General features: G+C 35.8%; 14 protein-coding genes. 5 read left to right on the plus strand and 9 right to left on the minus strand.

The annotated features are described in order from the left end of the window. The coding region (locus tag AO58_RS17845) for a beta strand repeat-containing protein (protein WP_155959425.1) at window positions 1-3,060 on the minus strand (3,060 nt) is incomplete at its 3' end. Window positions 3,061-3,978: 918 nt separating this feature from the next. Then, a complete protein-coding gene (locus tag AO58_RS0113790) occupies window positions 3,979-5,892 on the minus strand; it encodes an ABC-F family ATP-binding cassette domain-containing protein (protein WP_024982265.1) in 1,914 nt (637 codons plus the stop codon). A 64-nt stretch (window positions 5,893-5,956) separates the two neighbouring features. Here AO58_RS0113790 and AO58_RS0113795 point away from each other — a divergent pair, with 64 nt between their 5' ends. Beyond that, a complete protein-coding gene (locus tag AO58_RS0113795) occupies window positions 5,957-6,337 on the plus strand; it encodes a DUF983 domain-containing protein (protein WP_024982266.1) in 381 nt (126 codons plus the stop codon). A 1-nt stretch (window position 6,338) separates the two neighbouring features. Here AO58_RS0113795 and AO58_RS0113800 read toward each other — a convergent pair whose 3' ends face one another. From AO58_RS0113800 to topA, 7 genes are all read right to left on the minus strand, one after another. Continuing rightward, window positions 6,339-7,391: an NAD(P)/FAD-dependent oxidoreductase gene (locus tag AO58_RS0113800; protein WP_024982267.1), complete on the minus strand. Its 1,053-nt coding sequence runs from the start codon at window positions 7,389-7,391 to the stop codon at window positions 6,339-6,341. A gap of 79 nt (window positions 7,392-7,470) precedes the next feature. Beyond that, entirely contained in the window at window positions 7,471-8,460 is a 990-nt protein-coding gene (gene porN / locus AO58_RS0113805; RefSeq protein WP_024982268.1) for a type IX secretion system ring subunit PorN/GldN, read from the minus strand. 41 nt (window positions 8,461-8,501) lie between these two features. Further along, window positions 8,502-10,040 (minus strand): type IX secretion system motor protein PorM/GldM, encoded by a 1,539-nt coding sequence (porM, locus tag AO58_RS0113810; protein WP_024982269.1) that lies wholly within the window; start codon window positions 10,038-10,040, stop codon window positions 8,502-8,504. Between the two features lie 50 nt (window positions 10,041-10,090). Next, on the minus strand, window positions 10,091-10,735 hold the full coding sequence (porL, locus tag AO58_RS0113815) for a type IX secretion system motor protein PorL/GldL (protein ID WP_024982270.1): 645 nt from the start codon (window positions 10,733-10,735) through the stop codon (window positions 10,091-10,093). Between the two features lie 46 nt (window positions 10,736-10,781). Continuing rightward, a complete protein-coding gene (gene porK, locus AO58_RS0113820) occupies window positions 10,782-12,182 on the minus strand; it encodes a T9SS ring complex lipoprotein PorK/GldK (protein ID WP_024982271.1) in 1,401 nt (466 codons plus the stop codon). A 108-nt stretch (window positions 12,183-12,290) separates the two neighbouring features. Then, complete coding sequence (locus tag AO58_RS0113825) at window positions 12,291-13,442, minus strand: formimidoylglutamase (RefSeq protein WP_024982272.1); 1,152 nt, start codon at window positions 13,440-13,442, stop codon at window positions 12,291-12,293. A gap of 3 nt (window positions 13,443-13,445) precedes the next feature. Continuing rightward, complete coding sequence (gene topA, locus AO58_RS0113830; RefSeq protein WP_024982273.1) at window positions 13,446-15,965, minus strand: type I DNA topoisomerase; 2,520 nt, start codon at window positions 15,963-15,965, stop codon at window positions 13,446-13,448. Window positions 15,966-16,287: 322 nt separating this feature from the next. Here topA and miaB point away from each other — a divergent pair, with 322 nt between their 5' ends. From miaB to AO58_RS0113850, 4 genes are all read left to right on the plus strand, one after another. Further along, window positions 16,288-17,733, plus strand: a complete 1,446-nt coding sequence (miaB, locus tag AO58_RS0113835) for a tRNA (N6-isopentenyl adenosine(37)-C2)-methylthiotransferase MiaB (protein WP_024982274.1) — start codon at window positions 16,288-16,290, stop codon at window positions 17,731-17,733. Between the two features lie 88 nt (window positions 17,734-17,821). Beyond that, window positions 17,822-19,075: a sigma 54-interacting transcriptional regulator gene (locus tag AO58_RS0113840; protein WP_024982275.1), complete on the plus strand. Its 1,254-nt coding sequence runs from the start codon at window positions 17,822-17,824 to the stop codon at window positions 19,073-19,075. Between the two features lie 70 nt (window positions 19,076-19,145). Beyond that, complete coding sequence (gene lptE, locus AO58_RS0113845) at window positions 19,146-19,649, plus strand: LPS assembly lipoprotein LptE (RefSeq protein WP_024982276.1); 504 nt, start codon at window positions 19,146-19,148, stop codon at window positions 19,647-19,649. A gap of 28 nt (window positions 19,650-19,677) precedes the next feature. Further along, on the plus strand, window positions 19,678-20,538 hold the full coding sequence (locus tag AO58_RS0113850; RefSeq protein WP_024982277.1) for a tetratricopeptide repeat protein: 861 nt from the start codon (window positions 19,678-19,680) through the stop codon (window positions 20,536-20,538). Window positions 20,539-20,541: the final 3 nt, after the last annotated feature.

Raw genomic sequence — 20,541 nt, forward strand, 5'->3', positions numbered from 1 at the left:
CAAAGCTGCTGGGCTTACTGTAATTGTTCTTGTTTTTGAGATTGTCCTTCCTAGTTGGTCAGTGAAAGTCCAACTTTCAGTAACAGGTCCACCACAAGTTGATGGGATCGCACTTAGAGTTGAAGTTACAGAGCCACTAATGGGGCATGTTGTTGAATTATTACTATAACTAAGAGTGCTTGTTGTTAGTGCTCCACAAGCTACAGTAATATCTGATGTAGTAGCAAATTGTGTCCCTGGCGCAGCAAGAATTGTCAAAGTTACTGCAGTTCGATTTGAACTTGAACAAGTTCCGTTAGACGTTTGACCATATAAAGTGCGTGTCGCAGCAGTTGTACTTACTAAAGTCGGTGGATTTACCACATTTCCACCTATAGCTGCATCGTACCAAACGATACTAGATCCCGAAGGAACGGTGGCAGTAGCCGTCAAAGTCTGTGATGAACCCGTCTCGCATACTGTTACATTCATTGGTGCGGTTGGCGCAGCAGGTAAAGAATTAATTGAAACAACACCACTTCCTGTCATTGAAGTATTACATCCTGTAGTGGCATTTGTCGCTACAACAGTGTAAATACCTACTGCAGTTTTGTTGCCAAAACTAATCGCACTGCCTGTTCCTGCAACTGCTGCTCCGTCATTTACTCCTCCTATTTGTAATTGGTAATTGATACCTGATTGAGAATTCGCAAGTCCTACTGCAACACCTCCGCCTCCTGAACAATAAGCACCGCCACCTGTTACAGAGTATATAGATGGTAATGGATTTACAGTTATTGTCCCTCCTAAACTTATTGCTGTACATGGTGCTGTTTGACCAATTGTATTAACACTATAGGTCCCGGTTGCTGATGGTATACCAGTTATAGTAACTGTTTTTGCTGCTGCATTTTTTGTCGCAGTCAATCCCGTTGGCAAACTAGCCACAGTAACATCTGTAGCACTTCCACCCCATGTGTAAACAGTACTGCTAATTGCTGTTCCTGTACATACTGTTTGACTTTGGTTACCATTTGATAAAACAAGAGTTGGCGCTAAAATAAAACTAACATCATCTACATTAGTTGCCGCACCACTAAAGTTAAATCCTAATACGTTTCCAGATCCTCCAGTTTGATACGAGGTATTCGCTGAATTAAAAGCATTAACTAAAGGAGTAATCCTTCTAGTAGGCCCGCTAGCTGTTCTGGTGGGATCTAAATACAATGCTTGAGCATCGACACTATAGGTACCATTACTAATTGCTCCAACTATTCTTCCTGTTATGGTGATGGTAACATAACCATCTTTTGGTATGTTATACCCTCCCACAATAGGATTGTTTGCTGTACCTGTATTGATTAATGCTCCGGCAGGACCAGCTGCTCCCAAACTATAAATGGAAGTAGCTGTATCATATTCAATACCAACTGGAAATTTAAAATCCAATTGAACATTTCCAGCATTACCACTACCTGTATTTTTTATTTCAACTGCGTAGGAAAATGTTCCATTTACCTGATTACAAACTGTTGAAAATAAAGATGTAACTTTTGTTTCTAAGTTTGGTAGACATAAATTATTTAAATTCAAATTTGGTGGAAGATCTGTTGCTGCTACATAGTAAGACAAATAACCATCTTCCCCATCAATTGCTCCATGAGTGATTCCTGCACCTGCATTTGTTCTACCTGATACTCCTTTAGAGACATTAGCGCTAATTGTTACTGCTCCAACTAAGTTGTGCCTAACAATTCCACCACCACCACCACCACCTGGACCATGAGAATTATTGTTATCATTTTCTGTGTTACCACCATTTCCTCCCCTTGCTTGAATAATTATAGTAGCTGTACTACTGTTAGAAATATTTAAAAATACGGATCCCCCAGCTCCACCGCCACCTGCTCCATCAGGAGCATTAGCATAAGTCCCTGGTGCACCATTACCTCCATTTGCAAATATAGAACCATTGCCTTGTATTGTACCCGCATTGATGATTACAATAGCACCCCCAACACCTCCCTTTACTCCAGAAGTAGCATTGTTTGCATCGCCAGCACCTCCACCACCACCCATGATCAATCTATTCATATCTGGTGTTGCTGTTAGAAACGATTTAAAACCAGGGCGACCACCTCCTGTAAGCGGATTGATATCACCTCCATTACCTTGCCAGCCTCTTCCACCTAAACCGCCATTTCCACCATTACCACCACCACCACCACCTGCGTTGTGATCATTTCCTCCTCCTCCAGCATTAGCTGGAGCACCACGCCCAGCTGAGCCATTTGGCATTCCTTCTATTATATTATCTACTTGATTAAAACCATCCCACATAAATCTGGGCGTTCCCGCGATACCTTCTCCTTTTCCAGAAATTACTGTATTTGAAGAAAGTCCTACATAAGCACTTCCATTATTTGAACCAGATCCAGCTTGAGGGCTATACCCTCCTCTAAATCCTCTAGCATTTCCATCAATTGTAAAACCATTAAAATTAAAAGTACCTGAAACATTAAAGGCAATAACACCACCACATACCCCATTAAATGGAGGAGTTGTCACATTAGCAGTCAATGTTAAATTAGAATATTGAGGAACCCTAACAATTTGAAATGTCTTTTTACCAGAAGTTGTAGTTGCTGCAGCATTTACATAAGAATTCAACAGTCCATTTCCTGCTCCAGTCCCAACAAAAGTTAAGTTCCCCCCTGTTAATGGAACATTATTGGAAGCCACTACGTACTCATAAAGTCCTGTATTACCGATGCTTGTAAAACCAGTACCTCCCAACAAGTCGGGTCCTGAGTTAAGTTCTCCAGAACCATATCTATTATTATCTGTTGCATTTATCGAAGCATCTTGCATTTGAATAATCAACAACAAATCACCTGAATTAATTTGCAAAGTTCCAAAACTATTCCCATAAGAATCAGTTGGTGGAACTGCACCAAGGTTAACACTATTTTGACCAGCCGCCAAGGAGATGTTGGTCGCAATTGGGAAATAAGTATTAATAGAACTTGAAATTAGTATAGGACCATCTGCACCAGGTGTTCCGCAAACTTGGGAAAACAAAAATGGACTAACAAAAATTGCAAAAAATAAAAAAACAATTTTCTTGGAAAACAAATTATAATAATATGATGTTGAAAGCAAATTCGGAGTAAAGTTTTTAATCATAAATAAATAATAATTCAAATTTGTTAATAAGCCATTTTTACGATTAATACTCGCTGACGCAGTTAGAAAAAAATTGGATACGAAAAAGTGTAAGGACTTTATTCCAATTATGAATTTATACGTAGAATTAATACTACAAATAATAACTTTAATAATTGGCAAAATTAATAGTATTTCAATCATAACATAATAATTACTAGTTAATTAAACAAAAAATCGATTAAAAGCACAATTATATCGATGAAATGCATTTTTATCTTATAACTCTTCAATAATTAGTAATGATAAAGAGCAAAAAAAATCGATAAAAAGAACATCTTATCTTATAATAACATTTATTTTCCTGTTAATACGAGTAATGATTTTTCCTAAAAACAATAGATTTTAGGTATATATACTTGTTTTACAATATGTGTAACTTAATCGTTCCTAAGTATTTGCAAAAAATGAACCTATAACAAGAAAAGTAGAGGGAGGGAGTAATAACTTCTATGAGCTACCAATGCAAAAAATTTCAAAAAAAACATCAATGACGCTGAAATCCTTTTAAAATGGGAGATAACAATAGTAAGTTTTGAAAAAAAATATTTCTGATAAAACTTTAAAAAAAATAAAAAAATTTTGTTCAAAAGAACGAGAACTACTTTTTTGTTCAATTAATGGAAGAGAGTCCAAAAAATGGAAAGAATTGCCCGAAAAATTCAAAAATATAATATTGATGAATTTTTAAATAAAAAAAACACCAAAGGCCTTTGTATATAACAGAAGACCTTTGGTGATAGTAGAATGAAAATGAAGTTGTACCTAGATTAATTATAAATTATCGATTTCTTCTTGAACAATTTCCCAATCTGTAAGTAATTGATCTAATTCTTCTTTCTTTTTATTATAGGCAATAAAAAACTTGGCATCCTCAATATGCTTGTCGTAATTAGAAGCTAACATTTTATCATCATGTTGAATATCAATTTCCAATTGCTTAATTTGACTTTCAATTTTGCTCAATCTATTGTGCAATGCCTTATTCTTTTTTTGATCCTCGTAAGACGATTTCGACTTGGCATTGTCCTTTGGTAACGTCTGCTTTTCAATATCTTTTTTCTCAACTTCACGCATGTTTTCAAGATTGCGTTGCTCCAAGAAAAAATTTATATCACCTAAATATTGTTTAATTTTTTGATCTTTAAACTCATAGACAATATTTGACATTCCTTGCAAAAAATCACGGTCATGAGACACTAACAATAAAGTTCCTCCAAATTTTTGCAATGCGGCTTTCAAAACGTTCTTAGACTTTATGTCAAGGTGATTGGTAGGCTCATCCATCAATAAAACATTAATGGGCTGCAACAAGAGCTTGCATAACGCCAAACGATTTCTTTCACCTCCAGAAAGCACTTTTACTTTCTTCTCTACATCATCACCTCGAAACAAAAAAGCACCCAACATGTCCCTAACTTTCATTCTGTTTGTATCGGTTGCCGCATCTTCCATAGTTTGCAATAAGGTAATCTCTCCATCCAAATATTCCGCTTGATTTTGAGCAAAATACCCTACTTGAACGTTGTGTCCCAGCTTGATTTCACCAGAATACTCAAACTCGTTAACAATGGCTTTTATTAATGTGGACTTTCCTTGCCCATTTTGTCCCACAAAAGCTATCTTACTTCCTCGTTCTACTAGCAAATCTATTGCAGACAAAATGGTTTTATCACCATATTTTTTGGTCACATTATCTAACTCTAAAACCACTTTCCCAGGTTCTTTGGAAACAGGAAAGGTGATACTCATTACCGAGTTATCATCTTCATCTACCTCAATACGCTCCACTTTATCCAATTTTTTAATAAGTGATTGCGCCATCGATGCTTTGGAAGCTTTGGCACGGAATTTTTCAATCAATTTTTCGGTCTCTTCGATTTTCTTGGCTTGATTTTTTTGGGTCGCCAATTGCTTTTCGCGGATCTCATGTCGCAATTCAAGGTATTGAGAATAAGGCTTATTAAAATCATAGGCTTTACCCAAAGAAATTTCAATAGTCCTATTGGTTACATTATCCAAGAACATTTTATCGTGCGAAACAATGACAACAACGCCAGGAAAGTTACGCAAAAAACCTTCTAACCAAATGATACTTTCAATATCCAAGTGGTTAGTAGGCTCATCTAATAGTAGAATATCATTCGACTGTAATAATAATTTGGCCAACTCAATTCGCATTCTCCAACCTCCAGAAAAAGTATCGGTTTGATTATCGAATACCTCACGCTTGAAACCTAATCCTAATAAAATCTTTTCAGTATCACCAACATAATTATAGCCTCCAAGCAATTCAAAACGATGGGTATAATCAGAAAGATCTTCAATTATTTTACCGTATTCTTCACTCTCATAATCGGCACGAGTTACCAACTGATGATTGATCGCTTCAAGCTTTTTTTCGACAATTTTAATCTCTGTAAAGGCCTCATAGGCTTCTTCCAAAACAGTTCTTCCTGCCTCAAAATCGATATCCTGACGCAAAAAACCCATCCTAATTTCTTTCTCTTGAGCAATACTTCCAGAATCGGGAGCAAAATCTCGAGCTAAAATTTTCAGCATAGTTGATTTACCAGCACCATTCTTACCCACAAGTCCTACTCTATCACCAGCACCAAGCCGAAACGTTACTTCTTCAAACAAATAAGAACCCCCAAAAGAAACCGATAAATTATGTATATTGAGCATAGAATGTGACTAAAGTTACCAAGGAAGCAATCTAAAATTGTACCTTTGATTAAAATTTATGCAAATGTTAAAAAAAGGATCCAAACTAAATAGTATTTTAACAGGAACTTGTCCGAAATGCCAAAAAGAAAGCATGTATCAAGACAAGAATCCCTTTACTATCAATAAAGTACTTACAATGAACGAGACCTGCAGCCATTGTGGGTTAAAGTATCAAATTGAACCTTCTTTTTTTTATGGAGCGATGTATGTTAGTTATGGTTTAAATGTTGCCCTTGGTATCGCTACATTTATTGTTTCGTATTTGTTATTACATATTAGTATTAAAAATTCTTTTTTTGCAATAATTGGTGTTTTAGTCTTATTATTTCCTTTGGTTCTGAGAACATCACGCAACATTTACATTAATATATTTGTTGACTATGATCCTCAACAAGAAAAGTAATTTATCGCTTTATTTTTTTCAGAAAACGTGTCCAATTTATTTCGGTAGATAAAGGCTGATTCTCTTCAATACTTAAAAAAAGAGATTTGGCCATAGAAGGCGCGAGCATAACGCCACGTGTACCCAGTCCATTTAACACATGAATACAATTATATTGATCATGTGTACCTACTAGTGGTCTTCGATCTCGCACAGTAGGGCGAACTCCAGCAAAATGCTTTACAATTTGAAACTCACAGTTTATGATTTCTTTAATGCGATCCACTAACTCATCTCTTCCTTGATCCGTTGGCAAATTAGTTTTATCACTCCAATTATAAGTAGCGCCTACTTTATACAAATCATTCCCAAGTGGTAAAATAAAAATACTGGTATTAACAATAACATCAACAGACAACATAGGCGCTTTAATGATAAACAATTCGCCTTTGGTCCCGTCTAATGGAAGAAAATTAAAAAAAGGATTATGATGCAATCCGAAACCTTCTGCAAAAATGATATGTTTTGCTTGTATTCCATTGTATTCAACTCCATACTCTGTAAAAACTAAATTAGAATAGTGAAAATTTTCTTCAAAAAACAAATTCAACTCTTTAAGATAAGCTCGATAAAGATTCAACAAAAGTGCGGTGTCAACATAGCCAGTGTGTAAGACTTCACCATAACCAAAAGGAGCATCAATTCCTTTAAAAGCATCATAATGTAGCGTAGTGGATAGAAAAGGAGCTAAATTATGTTTGTCCGAAGCAGTGAACCAGTTATTTTGCTCTTCTACAGAAAAAAATTTTCTATAAATAGGCATCTTATGGTCCACATTGACATTAATCTTGTTGGCTAAGCAAGAATAAAAATCATTCATTTCTTTCAACTGTTGGGCAGCATCCCAAACTTCACTAAAGCGTTTTAAGATGACGGGGTTGTACAAACCACCAGCAACATTAGACGAATTTTGTGAATTGTTATCATAAACAACTACTTGTTTATGATTATTCAATGCTAAATCAGCAAAAGAAATACCTGCCAAACCAGCACCTACAATTATATAGTCAACCATATTTAAAAGTTAAAAAATGAACAAAAACAAAAAAACTCTTACCATAACAGTAAGAGTTTTAATTGTACTAATCTTAAAATTAATAATTCCACATATCCTGTTCGAAATTGCGGATTTTCTCTTTAATTCTTTCAGATTCTAAAAGTTGATTTTGAGAATTATCTTTCATATATTCTTCGATAGCTCTATCTCCGTATACATTCTCTTCTTTGTACACTACACCATTGAAACGTCTAGAATTCAAAATTTGATCAAAAGAAATCGGCATAGTAGAATTTTTCTCATTAAAAGCTTTAGCCTCATGCAAAACTTCTCTAGCGGCTGGAAAAAATATCCAGAACAATTCAATGTAATCTTTTTCCTCACTGTTCATGGTGAATACGTCTGGGGTAACTGGACAAATCCCAAGCAAACGATACTTCAACTCACTTTGACGCTTATCGAAATACCAAAATCCTTTAATTTTGTATTGCGCAACATCCTGAGCTGTTAAATCATTTTTAATGATGTACTCTAAAGGGATCGTCTTTGTAGGTCCAACAGTTTCATCAACATAAGAAACTTTCTTGTTTTTCCCAGTACCTGTAACCACTTTTTTCTTCACAACACGTGATCTGTAAGCATCTGGATCTTGATTTATTAACTCACGACCAGCATCAGTGGTATCAACACGGGAAAGAGAAGCTTGAATATCCTTAAGCGACTTTTTGGTATTAAAATAACTATCCGTATACACTTCAGTTATTTTACCCATTTTCATAGCCTTGGTTAACACATCATACATTGAACGTCTATCTTGACCAATGTTAGCTGTGTCGATAGGGAAATATAAAGGGAAATTGATTTTTTCACTTAAGTCAATGATCTCCCATGTGGTTTTACCCATTAAGATATCTCTGTCATGAACATACCCATATGCCAATGGCTTATCGTTATCCGAAATACGCTGTGCGGCTGTTTTAAGTCCAATTTCACTTGGAGTTTTAGCATTCAAAAGGTTGGATTGTGAAAACCCAGCTACACTACCGAATACTGAAACAATAGCTACAATAAAAAATCTTACATTCATCATGGTGTCTTATAAAATATTAAGCAATTTATAGAATACAATTATTGTATTTCAAAAATTACTGGAGCAGTTCTAGGTAACAAATAACTACCTGCTCCTACTAATTTAGTTTTAATTTCAGAAATAGTTACCTGATCTCCTCTTCCTGCTTTGGACAATGCAGAAACACATTGAGCATTTAAACGGTTTCCAGAAACCTGTACAGTAGGTTGACCTGCAATTTTAAAGTTAAAACCTACAACATCTAAACCAACCTCGAAATCAAAATCAACCAATTTCGCACCGATTGTAGCTACTTGCAAGTTAGACTTAGGCCCTTTAACAACACCCATTTCGCCTCTAATTGTTCCAGATGGCCCAGGAATACCTTTAATTCTATATACTCTTTTATCAGAAGCTACTTTACCATCTGACATTTTCCCAGAAACATTAATTACAACTTCAGAACCTGATCCTGGACTCATGTTGTATTTACCATTTCCTACTTTTGTCAAACCAGGAGCAGTAGCCACAACGTCTTTATCAGAAATACCAGCGAATGAAATAGACATAGGATTCACAACACCACGGTATACAACATTCATTTTATCAGCAGATATTGTCGCAGAATTTGGTCTAGGAACCACAACATATTTACCTGCGAATTTTAAAGGAATTGTTTTGCCATCTTCTAAGAAAGAAAACTGACCGTTAATGTTTTGCTCTCCTACACCACCAGCAGTCAATGAAATAACAGCTTGACCATTTTCTAAACGACCTGGACCTTGAAAAGAAGTTGGCTTGGTGTTTTCATCATAACGACCTAAAACCACCTTACCTTTAACATTTTCTCCTTGAAAATAAGCATTTTTCTCTAATACAACAATTGCTTGGTAATTACTATAAGAAGCTGCTTCAACAGCTGCTTTTCCTAAGGCAGAGTTATACACATCAGCCTCTGCTTTTTTAACATCATTTTGCCAAGCAGAAAGCTTAGCTACAGAAGCTACCGCTGGAAAACCTTTAAAGTGATAATTAAGATATTTAATCTTGTTACCATCTTTATCCGTTACTTCACCAATATTAAATTTATCTTGTACTTCACCAATAATAGAAGCGAATTTTTTATCAGAACCTAAAGCTGCTTTCATATCAGCTTTATAATTTTCAATTTTAGCAATAATTTCCTCTCCTTTTTTGGTATATCCTTCTCCAACAAACCAGTTGTCGATATTATCACCTTTATCCATATTTTCATAAGGCAATTTACCAGTTTCTGCATCAACTGTAAAACCTTTTAAAACATCAGATTTCAAAGTAGCTATGTAAGCATCAAATTCTTTAGTAATAACTTCTACTTTGTGTGCAGTAGCTGCAGCAGCAATAAAATTACCTTTTGCTTCGGCTGCTTTTGTATCCAAGGACATCAAAAGGGCTTGGTTATTTTGAGTAGAAGCAGCATTTGCACTTTCAAATTTTTCATTCATCAATCCAAAAGCAGACAATACTTCTTTGGACATATTCATTGCTAACATCGCGATGAAAACCAGATACATCAGGTTAATCATCTTCTGTCTAGGGGTTAATTTTCCTCCTGCCATTTTTTCTTAAATAATTAGTTTAATAAATAATAATTTTAGTGTAAAACTAATTATCCTTTGTTGTTCATTGCAGAAAGCATACCTCCATAAACATTGTTTAATGAAGCGATATTCGCAGTCATTGAAGCCATTTGCTCTTTCAATTTACTAGCGTTTTCTGCGATTTCTTTGTTCGCCTCAGCATTTCTTGAAGCGCTTTCTAATTGAACTTTATATAAACTATTTAAAGACTCCATTTGAGAAGCTGCCATTGTCAACTCATCGCTGTATTTTTTAGTAGATGCAATAGAATCAACTGTTGGAGAAATTGCTTTTGCAGCTCCTTCAAAGTTTTTGATACTTGTACCTAAACTAGCCATCAATTCAGAGTCGATTTTAGCCTCTTTCAACATGGCATCTAATTTTTGAGATAAAATTCCTTGAGCATCAACTTTTTCTTCTTTTTTAACTTGAGCCTTTGCTTGACCGTTAGCCAATTCTGGATAAACTAAAGTCCAATCCAATTCGTCTTCTACTGGTTCAAACGCAGATAAAGCAAAAATAGCCGCTTCAACTAAAAGACCGATTGACAACATCAAAGTTCCAGTTAATGGTCCTAATTCAAAGTGCGTAATTTTGAATAATGCTCCGATAATTACTACTGCCGCTCCCATACCGTAAGCGAAATTCATTGTTTTTTTGCTTAATAATGCCATAATAATTTACTTTTTTAGGTTAATTTAAAATATTTAGATTGGGTTTTTATTTTCTTTTTCCTTTAGATCCTGTTGCTTGAGTTCCCATGTAATCTTGAACAGTTCTAAATCCGATAAAACTTCTAGCTGAATCAGCATATTCAAAATCTCTAGTACTCACTTGCAAGAAGTACGCAACATCTTTCCAAGATCCTCCACGAACTACTTTTCGCTTATTAGAAGCGTCAGAAACGTTTGGATTCATTGTAGAAACATATTCAAATCCGTTTGGATCATAAGCATCATTAGTCCATTCTGCTACGTTACCAGACATATTATATAGGTTATATCCGTTTGGTTCATATGATTTTGCTTCAACAGTATATAAGGCATTGTCTGCTGCATAATCACCACGGCTTGGTTTAAAATTAGCCAAGAAACATCCTCTATCATTTTTGGTGTATGGACCTCCCCAAGGGTAAGTAGCAGATTCTAAACCACCTCTAGCAGAATATTCCCATTCCGCTTCAGTAGGTAAACGGAAAGAGTTTACTAAATCACGTCCTTTTTGTTTGGATTTAATGTAGGTGTTTTTGTTTTGTGTTCTCCAAGCACAAAATGCTTTAGCTTGCGTCCACTTCACTCCCACTACTGGATATTCGCCATACGCTTTGTGCCAAAAATAATCATTGTGCATAGGCTCATTATAAGAATATGCGTAATCTTTGATCCAAACTGTAGTATCTGGATATACATTAATTTCTTCTGTTCTAATAAAATCTTTTCTAGAACCATTTTTAGCTTTTGCAGCTGCTTGTATGTCCATCCAAGTATATTTATACTTCAATTTATTTACATCAATTGTTCTAAGACCGTTGTAGGATTGGTCTATTGGCAAATACATGGAATCCATTACCTCTGCATAAAACTCATCAGGATATTTTTTAGTTTCCTTGATTAATTTTACTCTACGATTTAATTTTCTGGCTGCATAAGGATCTTTGTCTGTACCAACACTGTAATAATTATCGTACATGTATTTATCATAAGCGGTCATTTTTGCTGGATCTGCGTCATTGAATGCAAAATCAGCAATACTACCAGCTTTCTTACCTTGGCCATCTGTAGGTTTCTGGCCATTCATATCAGCTAGAATTGCTAATCGAACTCTAATAGTAGAATCTTTCACCCATTCTACAAAAGAACGGTATTCGCTATTCGTAATTTCGGTTTCATCCATGTAAAAGGAACGCACGGTAACGGTTTTTGTTGGCGCATCATCAACAGCAGCTATATCATTATCTGATTTACCCATAATAAAAGACCCCCCAGGAACTAATGTCATTCCATACGGTTTCTCTGGGTGCCACTTGCCGCCTTTAACGCCTACTAATTCTCCTTTATCGCTTGATTTACCACAGCCGATCAACAGAGTTAATAAAGCCGTAAAAACAATGATTTTCTTCATATAAATTTGGGGGTTAACTATTCAATTAATTAAGGCCGTAAACCTATTTAATATTTTTTAAATAAACAATTTTTACTACTAACAAATACTTAAAATTTTAATTAAGTTTTAAACACTGTTTTTTCTTTGTGCTTTCCACCATCTTTCAGGCAATTCTTGATTGCAAGCCTGCAAGTATTCTTCATAAGAACAGGGTAACAACGTATTTCTTTTTAGTTTATTGTTACCATGCGATAAAAAAGGAATTTCAATCCACCAACGATCCGTTTTATTACTCTTATAAAAAACCAACTCTTCGTCTTCTAATGGCACTATATACTTGAGATAATTATCTTTTGTACCAAAAGGATATTCTCCTGAGCGATATTGAAAGCCTTCTATAAAATACCAAACAATTTGAGCCATCAGGACTGATTCATTTACGGTATTGGTATGATTAAAAATACCAAACATGGAAACCTTATCACTTATTCCAGCATATCGGGACAAAGCACAAATCTCTTTCCCAGTAAAACCATTAGGAGAAAAAGTATTAAAATTTCCTGAATCTGATGACTTAACAGATGTTAAATCCAAACTTACTACATCAGCATCTCTAAACACGGGTTCTGCTAAGGCAATATTATTGGAGATTTCTCCCAATCGATAAGCGTCAAAAAAAAGTTTTTCTATAATATCGATTTCTTCTTGTGAATTATAATAGGTTTGATAGCCAATATTACAATAGTTAAATAAATTATTTGGCGCATCAATCACCATTTTGGTCAAATAAGAATCATTAGATAATCCATCTGTTTCTTTACCAAAATCAAATTTATTATCAATGGCTACTAAATTCACCATTTGCTCTAAATCGTCATAAGCCCGATACAAGGCGTACGTTAAATCCTGAGAACCACCAATAACTATAGGCACAATTCCTTTTTTTATCAAACTTGAAGTCACTTTTTTTAAAGCAAAATAAGTATCTGAAGCAGCATTTCCAGGCAATATATCACCTAAATCCGCTATACCCATATTCCAATTTCCATTATACAATTGATATACGGATTGACGAAAGGCTTGCAGATCCACTCTAGAGAAATGTATTGTATCGCCTCGGTTTTCAAGTACGCCGATCAAAGCAATCTTAACTTCGTTTAAATCCGGAAAGGAATCATCAGTATGCACTAAAAGAGTCCCTCCGATTTGATGCGAAGACAACGTATGCTTAAAATCAAGCGTTTCACTATTTATGGGGGTAAGGAAATCAAACTCCATGGCTTACTTTTTTTTAGCTACAGTTTTCTTAGCAGTGGTCGTTTTTTTGGCCGCAGGTTTTTTAGCAGCTGCTTTTTTTGCTGGCGTCTTCTTTGCAATCATTTCTTGCACTTCAGCTAAGGTCAGTTTCGAAGCATCTACATCTTTACTCAATTCAATTTTAATCTTTCCTTTAGTAATCACCGAACGTCCCCAACGAGCTTTTTCAACCAAAATCCCCTCTTCTTCCCAATTATGAATAACTTTATCTATATTCTTTTGAATTTTATCCTCAATCAAAAATTCAATATCCGCTTGTGACAAATTATCAAAATCAAATTTTTTCGAAACATTGATAAAAATACCATTCCATTTGATAAAAGGACCAAATCGTCCGGTTCCCTTTTGAACACTTTCCCCTTTATACACAGCAATTGGTGCATCGGCTAATGCTTTCTCATCAATTAATTCTTGAGCTCGCTCTAACGAAACATCCAAGGGATCTTCACCTCTTGGCAAAGAAATAAAAGCTGCTCCGTGGCGAACATAAGGACCAAAACGACCATTACTCACCTCTACTTCTTCTCCTTTATATACACCTAAATTCTTTGGCAATAAAAATAAATTTAGTGCTTCTTCTAAAGTGATATTACCAATATTCTGTTCATTGCGCAAACTCGCAAACTTCTTTTCTTCATCTTCTGCATCGCCTATTTGCGCCATCGGACCAAACTTACCTAAACGAACCGAAACAGGTTTTCCGGTAGCAGGATCTGTTCCTAAAATCCGCTCTCCACTTTCACGATCAGCGTTGGCTTCAACATCTTTCACATTGGGATGAAATTTATCGTAGAACTCCTTCATCATTTGAGCCCATTCGATATTTCCTTCAGCAATTTCATCAAAATCCTGTTCAACTTTTGCCGTAAAATGATAATCTAATATGGAACCAAAATTCTTTACCAAGAAATCAGTAACGATTGTTCCGATGTCGGTTGGCACCAATTTCCCTTTATCTGAACCCGTATTTTCCTTTAAAAGTTTTTCAGCAATTTTGCCTGATTGCAAAGTCAGCTGTGTATACTTGCGCTCTTGACCTTCAAGTGTTCCTTTCTCCACATAATTTCTGTTAATAATAGTAGAAATAGTTGGCGCATAGGTAGAAGGACGACCGATACCTAGTTCCTCTAATTTTTTAACCAAAGAAGCCTCGGTATAACGAGCTGCTGGTCTAGAATAACGCTCTGTTGCTGTAATAAATGAATTCGCTAGTGGCTCATTTACCTTCAAAGCAGGCAACATCCCTTCTTGCTCTTCCTCATCATCATCATGCCCTTCTAAATAAACTTTAAGAAAACCTTCAAAAAGCAACACTTCTCCCGAAGCCACAAAAACCTCAGCATGATTATTTGCCTCAATTTTCACATTGGTACGCTCTAGTTCGGCATCACTCATTTGAGAAGCCAAAGTTCTTTTCCAAATCAAATCGTACAAACGTGCTTGATCTCGATCTACATTTACAGTATGCAAAGACATATCTGTTGGACGAATCGCCTCGTGAGCTTCTTGAGCTCCTTTACTCTTATTGGCAAAAGTTCTAGGTTTGGAAAATTCTTTCCCGTATGATTTTATAATTTCGGCCTCCGCAGCCGCCATAGCTTCTTTTGACAAATTCACGCTATCGGTTCTCATATAAGTAATCAATCCCGCTTCGTACAAACGTTGCGCTAACTGCATGGTAATACCAACTGGCAAATACAATTTACGAGCTGCTTCTTGTTGCAACGTTGAAGTGGTAAAAGGCGCAGTAGGTGATTTTTTAGTTGGTTTCGTTTCTAAATCAGCTACCTTATATAATGAACTAGCATTTTGATTTAAAAAATCTTCAGCTTCTTGTTTGGTAACAAAATTTTTAGGTAGTTTGGCTTTCACCGTTTTCCCTGCTTCGTTGGTAAACTCAGCAGCAACTGAGTAACTTGCTACGGCAGCAAAATTTTGTATTTCTCGCTCACGCTCCACAATCAAACGAACCGACACTGACTGTACACGTCCAGCAGAAAGCCCTCCTTTGATTTTTCTCCAAAGTACTGGCGACAATTCATATCCTACTAATCGGTCTAATACACGACGGGCTTGTTGTGCATTGACTAAATTATAATCAATTTCTCGAGGATTATCTATAGCTTTAAGAATCGCATTTTTGGTAATTTCGTGAAAAACGATACGTCTGGTTTTTTTTGCATCTAATTTCAATTCCTCTGCTAAATGCCAAGAAATAGCTTCTCCCTCGCGGTCCTCATCACTTGCTAACCAAACCATTTCGGCATTTTTAGAAAGTGTTCTTAGTTTACTCACCAAAGCCTTTTTATCGGCTGAAACTTCATACTTAGGTTTAAATCCATTCTCCACATCTACCCCAATTTCTTTAGAAGGTAAGTCGGCTATATGACCATAACTTGATTCTACTTGAAACTCACTTCCTAGAAATTTTTCGATTGTTTTGGCCTTTGCAGGTGACTCCACTATTACTAAATTCTTTGCCATATTCCATTTGTTTATGTCGGCAAAAGTATAGGATTTTTTTAAATTTCACCTTTTTATCATTTTAAAAGTCAAAATTAGCCGTTAAACAAAGACAGACATTCATGCGCAATCCATGTATTTATTCAATCAATAGAAATAAGATTAGTATTTTTCTACCAATTATTTTATCAAAAAGGAGTTAGATAAAGAATGTGATAATTTTTCATCCAACTTTAAAAAAAATATTGAGCTACTTAAAAAAACGAATGTTATTGATAATTCCACATCTGCCATCTTGTCATATTCGATAAAAATCTATTATCTTTGCGCTTTTAAAACACCCATGGAAAAGATTATTGAAGAAAGCAAACAAGGCGAAAGTCTCGTTTTAGAAAACAAACCCGAGAACACCAAAAAACTCTTTATAGAAAGTTACGGTTGCGCAATGAATTTTTCAGACAGCGAGGTAGTAGCTTCTATTTTATCAAGTAATGGTTACAATACGACTCAAAAATTAGAAGAAGCCGACTTGGTGCTAGTGAATACTTGCTCAATTAGAGACAAGGCCGAGCAAACCATCCGCAAACGCTTGGAGAAATACAATGCTGTAAAACGCATCAACCCTAAAATGAAAGTAGGCGTTTTGGGCTGTATGGCCGAACGTTTAAAAAGTCAATTTTTAGAAGAAGAAAAAATAGTAGACTTAGTAGTTGGTCCAGACGCCTACAAAGACTTACCAAATTTATTGAACGAAGTCGAAGAAGGCCGAGATGCTATTAATGTGATTCTTTCCAAAGAAGAAACCTATGGCGATATATCACCAGTTCGTTTAATGACCAACGGTGTGAGTGCTTTGGTGTCCATTACAAGAGGTTGCGACAATATGTGTACGTTTTGTGTTGTGCCATTTACTCGCGGACGCGAACGCAGTCGTGATCCTCAAAGCATTCTGAAAGAGATTCAAGATTTATGGAATCACGGCTATAAAGAAGTAACCCTTTTAGGCCAGAATGTCGATAGTTATTTATGGTACGGTGGCGGCTTGAAAAAAGATTTTGTAAACGCCTCCGAAATGCAAAAAGCCACTGCCGTGGATTTTGATCATTTATTAGAAATGGTAGCCGTAGGATTTCCGAAAATGAGAATTCGCTTCTCGACATCTAATCCTCAAGACATGCACGAAAGTATTTTGCATGTAGTGGCCAAATATCCAAATATTTGTGAACATATTCATTTGCCTGTTCAATCCGGCAGCAACCGAATTCTAAAAGAAATGAATCGCTTGCATACCCGTGAAGAATACATGACATTGATTGACAAGATTAATGCTATCATTCCAAATTGCGCCATTTCTCAAGACATGATTGCGGGCTTCCCTACAGAAACTGAGCAAGACCATCAAGATACGTTAAGCTTGATGGAATATGTGAAATATAGCTTTGGCTACATGTACAGCTATTCCGAACGACCTGGAACTTTAGCAGGAAGAAAAATGGAAGATGATGTTCCCGAAGACACCAAAGCCAGAAGATTACAAGAAATTGTAGACTTACAACAAGTACATGCTCGCTTTAGAACTGAACAATATATAGGACAAACCGTAGAAGTATTAGTAGAGAAAGTGTCCAAAAAATCACCTAACGAATTCTCCGGAAGAAATTCACAAAGCATTACAGTTGTTTTTCCGAAAGAAAATTATAAAATTGGTGATTTTGTAAACGTGCTAGTTGAACGCACCACTAGCGCTACACTTATCGGTAAAGCAATTGGGCTTAGCGAGATGAATTAAGAAAAAGTTTAATAGTTTAAAATGGTTTAAAGTCGTCCCAAAAAACAACTCGAAACCATTAAACACTTAAACCTTTAAACAAAACAATATGGAAACAGTTCAAGCAATAAAACAACGATTTGAAATTATTGGAAATGATTCCAAGCTCAATCGTGCCATCGAGAAGGCCATTCAAGTGGCTCCAACAGATATTTCCGTTTTGGTTTCTGGAGAAAGTGGTGTAGGTAAAGAAAACATACCTAAAATCATTCATTCTCTTTCACATCGAAAACACGGAAAATACATTGCCGTAAACTGCGGTGCTATCCCTGAAGGAACTATTGATAGTGAACTTTTTGGTCACGAAAAAGGAGCATTTACAGGTGCCACCAATACTCGTGAAGGCTATTTTGAAGTAGCCGATGGCGGAACCATATTTCTGGATGAAGTAGGCGAATTGCCTCTGACTACTCAAGTTCGTTTACTGCGTATTCTTGAAAATGGTGAATTTCTAAAAGTAGGTTCCTCTCAAGTTCAAAAAACCAATGTAAGAATTGTGGCCGCCACCAATGTTAATTTATTTGATGCGATAGAAAAAGGAAAATTCAGAGAAGATCTATACTACCGTTTAAGTACAGTAGACATTACACTACCACCATTGCGAGATCGCAAAGACGATATTCATTTATTGTTCAGAAAATTTGCAGCCGACTTTGCGCATAAATACAAAATGCCTCCGTTAAAACTAGACGATAATGCCGTTTTGGTTTTGCAAAAATTCCGCTGGGGCGGTAACATTAGGCAACTTCGAAACGTAGCAGAACAAATCTCTGTCTTAGAAACCAATCGCGATATCAATGCTGCCACTTTGCAATCTTATTTACCTGTCGAGAGTAGCAACTTACCCTCGGTAATAAAAGACAAAAAAGGTGATAGTGACTTTAATACCGAAAGAGAAATTTTATACAAAGTCCTTTTTGATATGAAAAGCGACTTGCACGATTTAAAAAAACTCACCTTAGAATTAATGCAGAATGGTAGCTCAACAGTGCAAGAAACCAATCAGAATTTGATTCAGAAAATTTATGGTTCAAAATCAGATAGTGAAATTGAGTATGAAGAAGAGCCGAGAACAGCCGTAATTACTACTCAAAACATCGACAACAATTATCAAGAACCTGAGGAAAACTATCTTTTTGCCGAAACCATTGAAGAAGAAGAAATTCTGAAACTAGAACAAAAAGAAATCGAGCTGATTAAAAAATCATTAGAAAAAAACAAAGGAAAGCGAAAAGCCGCCGCCGATGAATTAGGCATTTCAGAACGCACTTTGTATCGAAAAATCAAACAATTTGATTTGTAAGAAGTAATTGTAATTCAAAGCAAAACAACAGTACCTAATACAAAACAGTGAACCTTTCACTTTATATTATATGAAAAAAATACTTTATTTATCTGCCGTAGTAAGTCTTCTATTACTTAACAGCTGTGGTGTATACAACTTCACAGGATCAGGAAAAATAGACGCTAAAACCTTTCAGGTCAATTTCTTTCAAAACAATGCCGAGTTGATTGAACCTGGAATCGACCGAACTTTTACCTTGCAATTGCAAGATTTGATTCAAAACCAAACCAATCTAAACCTAGTAAAATACGGTGGTGATCTAGTATATGATGGTGAAATTACCGATTACCGAATCAGTCCAATGACCGCAACCGCCGATCAAAAAGCGGCTCAAAACCGATTAAAAATAAGAATCAAAGTAAATTTTACCAACAAAAACAAGGAAACCGATAATTTTGACAAAACGTTTGAGTTTTTCTATGACTACCCCGCCGACCAACAACTTACAGGCGCTACCTTAAATACCGCACTCAAAGAAATTTTTGACCGAATTTCACAAGACATATTTAATGAGTCATTGGCCAAATGGTAATTGAAATAAATTCCTATATTGCAACCCTATGAATGTTACCGATTATACTTTTCTGCTCAACCAACCCGAAACGATAAATACTGTTTATACAGACGCTTTGGGCAATGTTTTGAATGACTTTCCTTATTTTCAAAGTGCACGAGCATTACGATTAAAAGGCTTATTCATCCAAAACAGTTTCAAATATAATTATGCTTTAAAGGTAACCGCTGCACATACAACAGATCGCTCCGTATTGTTTGATTTTATTACAGCTGATCAATTTGTCACCATCAAAAACGAACACCAGGAGAATAAAAATGGTGCCGTGATGAATATTGAGGTGATCGATTGTGAAATAGTCCACCCAAAAACCATTCAAGAGCAACAAAAAAATGCCTTAGAATTATCGATTCTTACTTCTATCAAAGAAGCTTCAACTGTAAATACTCTAGCAAAAGAAGTACCTACATCTTCCGACAGTGTTTTTGAACTTGAAAAACCCTTTGATTTTTCGGCAAGAGAAAAACATTCTTTTCAAGAATGGCTTCAGTTATCAAGAGTTAAGCCTATTGATCGAAACCAAGACACCCAAGCCAAAGCCATCGCAGAAAACTTGGAAGAAGAAGAACGAAAGAAAAAAGCGGCCATCATTGATAAGTTCATAGAAACCAACCCTAAAATCGCTCCTTTAAAGCAAGGATCGACACCGGCGCCTCAATTTGAACTCAACGCTTCAGACAATACGCACTTAATGACGGAGACCCTAGCCAAAGTCTACTTAGCACAAAAAAAATATCAGAAAGCAATTCAAGCCTATGAAATATTAATTTTGAAATATCCAGAAAAAAGTAGTTTCTTTGCAGACCATATCACAGAAATAAAGTTTTTACAAAATAACAATAATTAAACA

The sequence above is a fragment of the Flavobacterium succinicans LMG 10402 genome (assembly GCF_000611675.1).
In the GTDB taxonomy this organism is placed as follows: domain Bacteria; phylum Bacteroidota; class Bacteroidia; order Flavobacteriales; family Flavobacteriaceae; genus Flavobacterium; species Flavobacterium succinicans.

Bases quoted from the DNA above. Each gene is read 5' to 3' on its own strand.
- AO58_RS0113790 (WP_024982265.1), bottom strand. From the start codon at position 5,892: ATGCTCAATATACATAATTTATCGGTTTCTTTTGGGGGTTCTTATTTG.
- AO58_RS0113795 (WP_024982266.1), top strand. From the start codon at position 5,957: ATGTTAAAAAAAGGATCCAAACTAAATAGTATTTTAACAGGAACTTGT.
- AO58_RS0113800 (WP_024982267.1), bottom strand. From the start codon at position 7,391: ATGGTTGACTATATAATTGTAGGTGCTGGTTTGGCAGGTATTTCTTTT.
- porN (WP_024982268.1), bottom strand. From the start codon at position 8,460: ATGAATGTAAGATTTTTTATTGTAGCTATTGTTTCAGTATTCGGTAGT.
- porM (WP_024982269.1), bottom strand. From the start codon at position 10,040: ATGGCAGGAGGAAAATTAACCCCTAGACAGAAGATGATTAACCTGATG.
- porL (WP_024982270.1), bottom strand. From the start codon at position 10,735: ATGGCATTATTAAGCAAAAAAACAATGAATTTCGCTTACGGTATGGGA.
- porK (WP_024982271.1), bottom strand. From the start codon at position 12,182: ATGAAGAAAATCATTGTTTTTACGGCTTTATTAACTCTGTTGATCGGC.
- AO58_RS0113825 (WP_024982272.1), bottom strand. From the start codon at position 13,442: ATGGAGTTTGATTTCCTTACCCCCATAAATAGTGAAACGCTTGATTTT.
- topA (WP_024982273.1), bottom strand. From the start codon at position 15,965: ATGGCAAAGAATTTAGTAATAGTGGAGTCACCTGCAAAGGCCAAAACA.
- miaB (WP_024982274.1), top strand. From the start codon at position 16,288: ATGGAAAAGATTATTGAAGAAAGCAAACAAGGCGAAAGTCTCGTTTTA.
- AO58_RS0113840 (WP_024982275.1), top strand. From the start codon at position 17,822: ATGGAAACAGTTCAAGCAATAAAACAACGATTTGAAATTATTGGAAAT.
- lptE (WP_024982276.1), top strand. From the start codon at position 19,146: ATGAAAAAAATACTTTATTTATCTGCCGTAGTAAGTCTTCTATTACTT.
- AO58_RS0113850 (WP_024982277.1), top strand. From the start codon at position 19,678: ATGAATGTTACCGATTATACTTTTCTGCTCAACCAACCCGAAACGATA.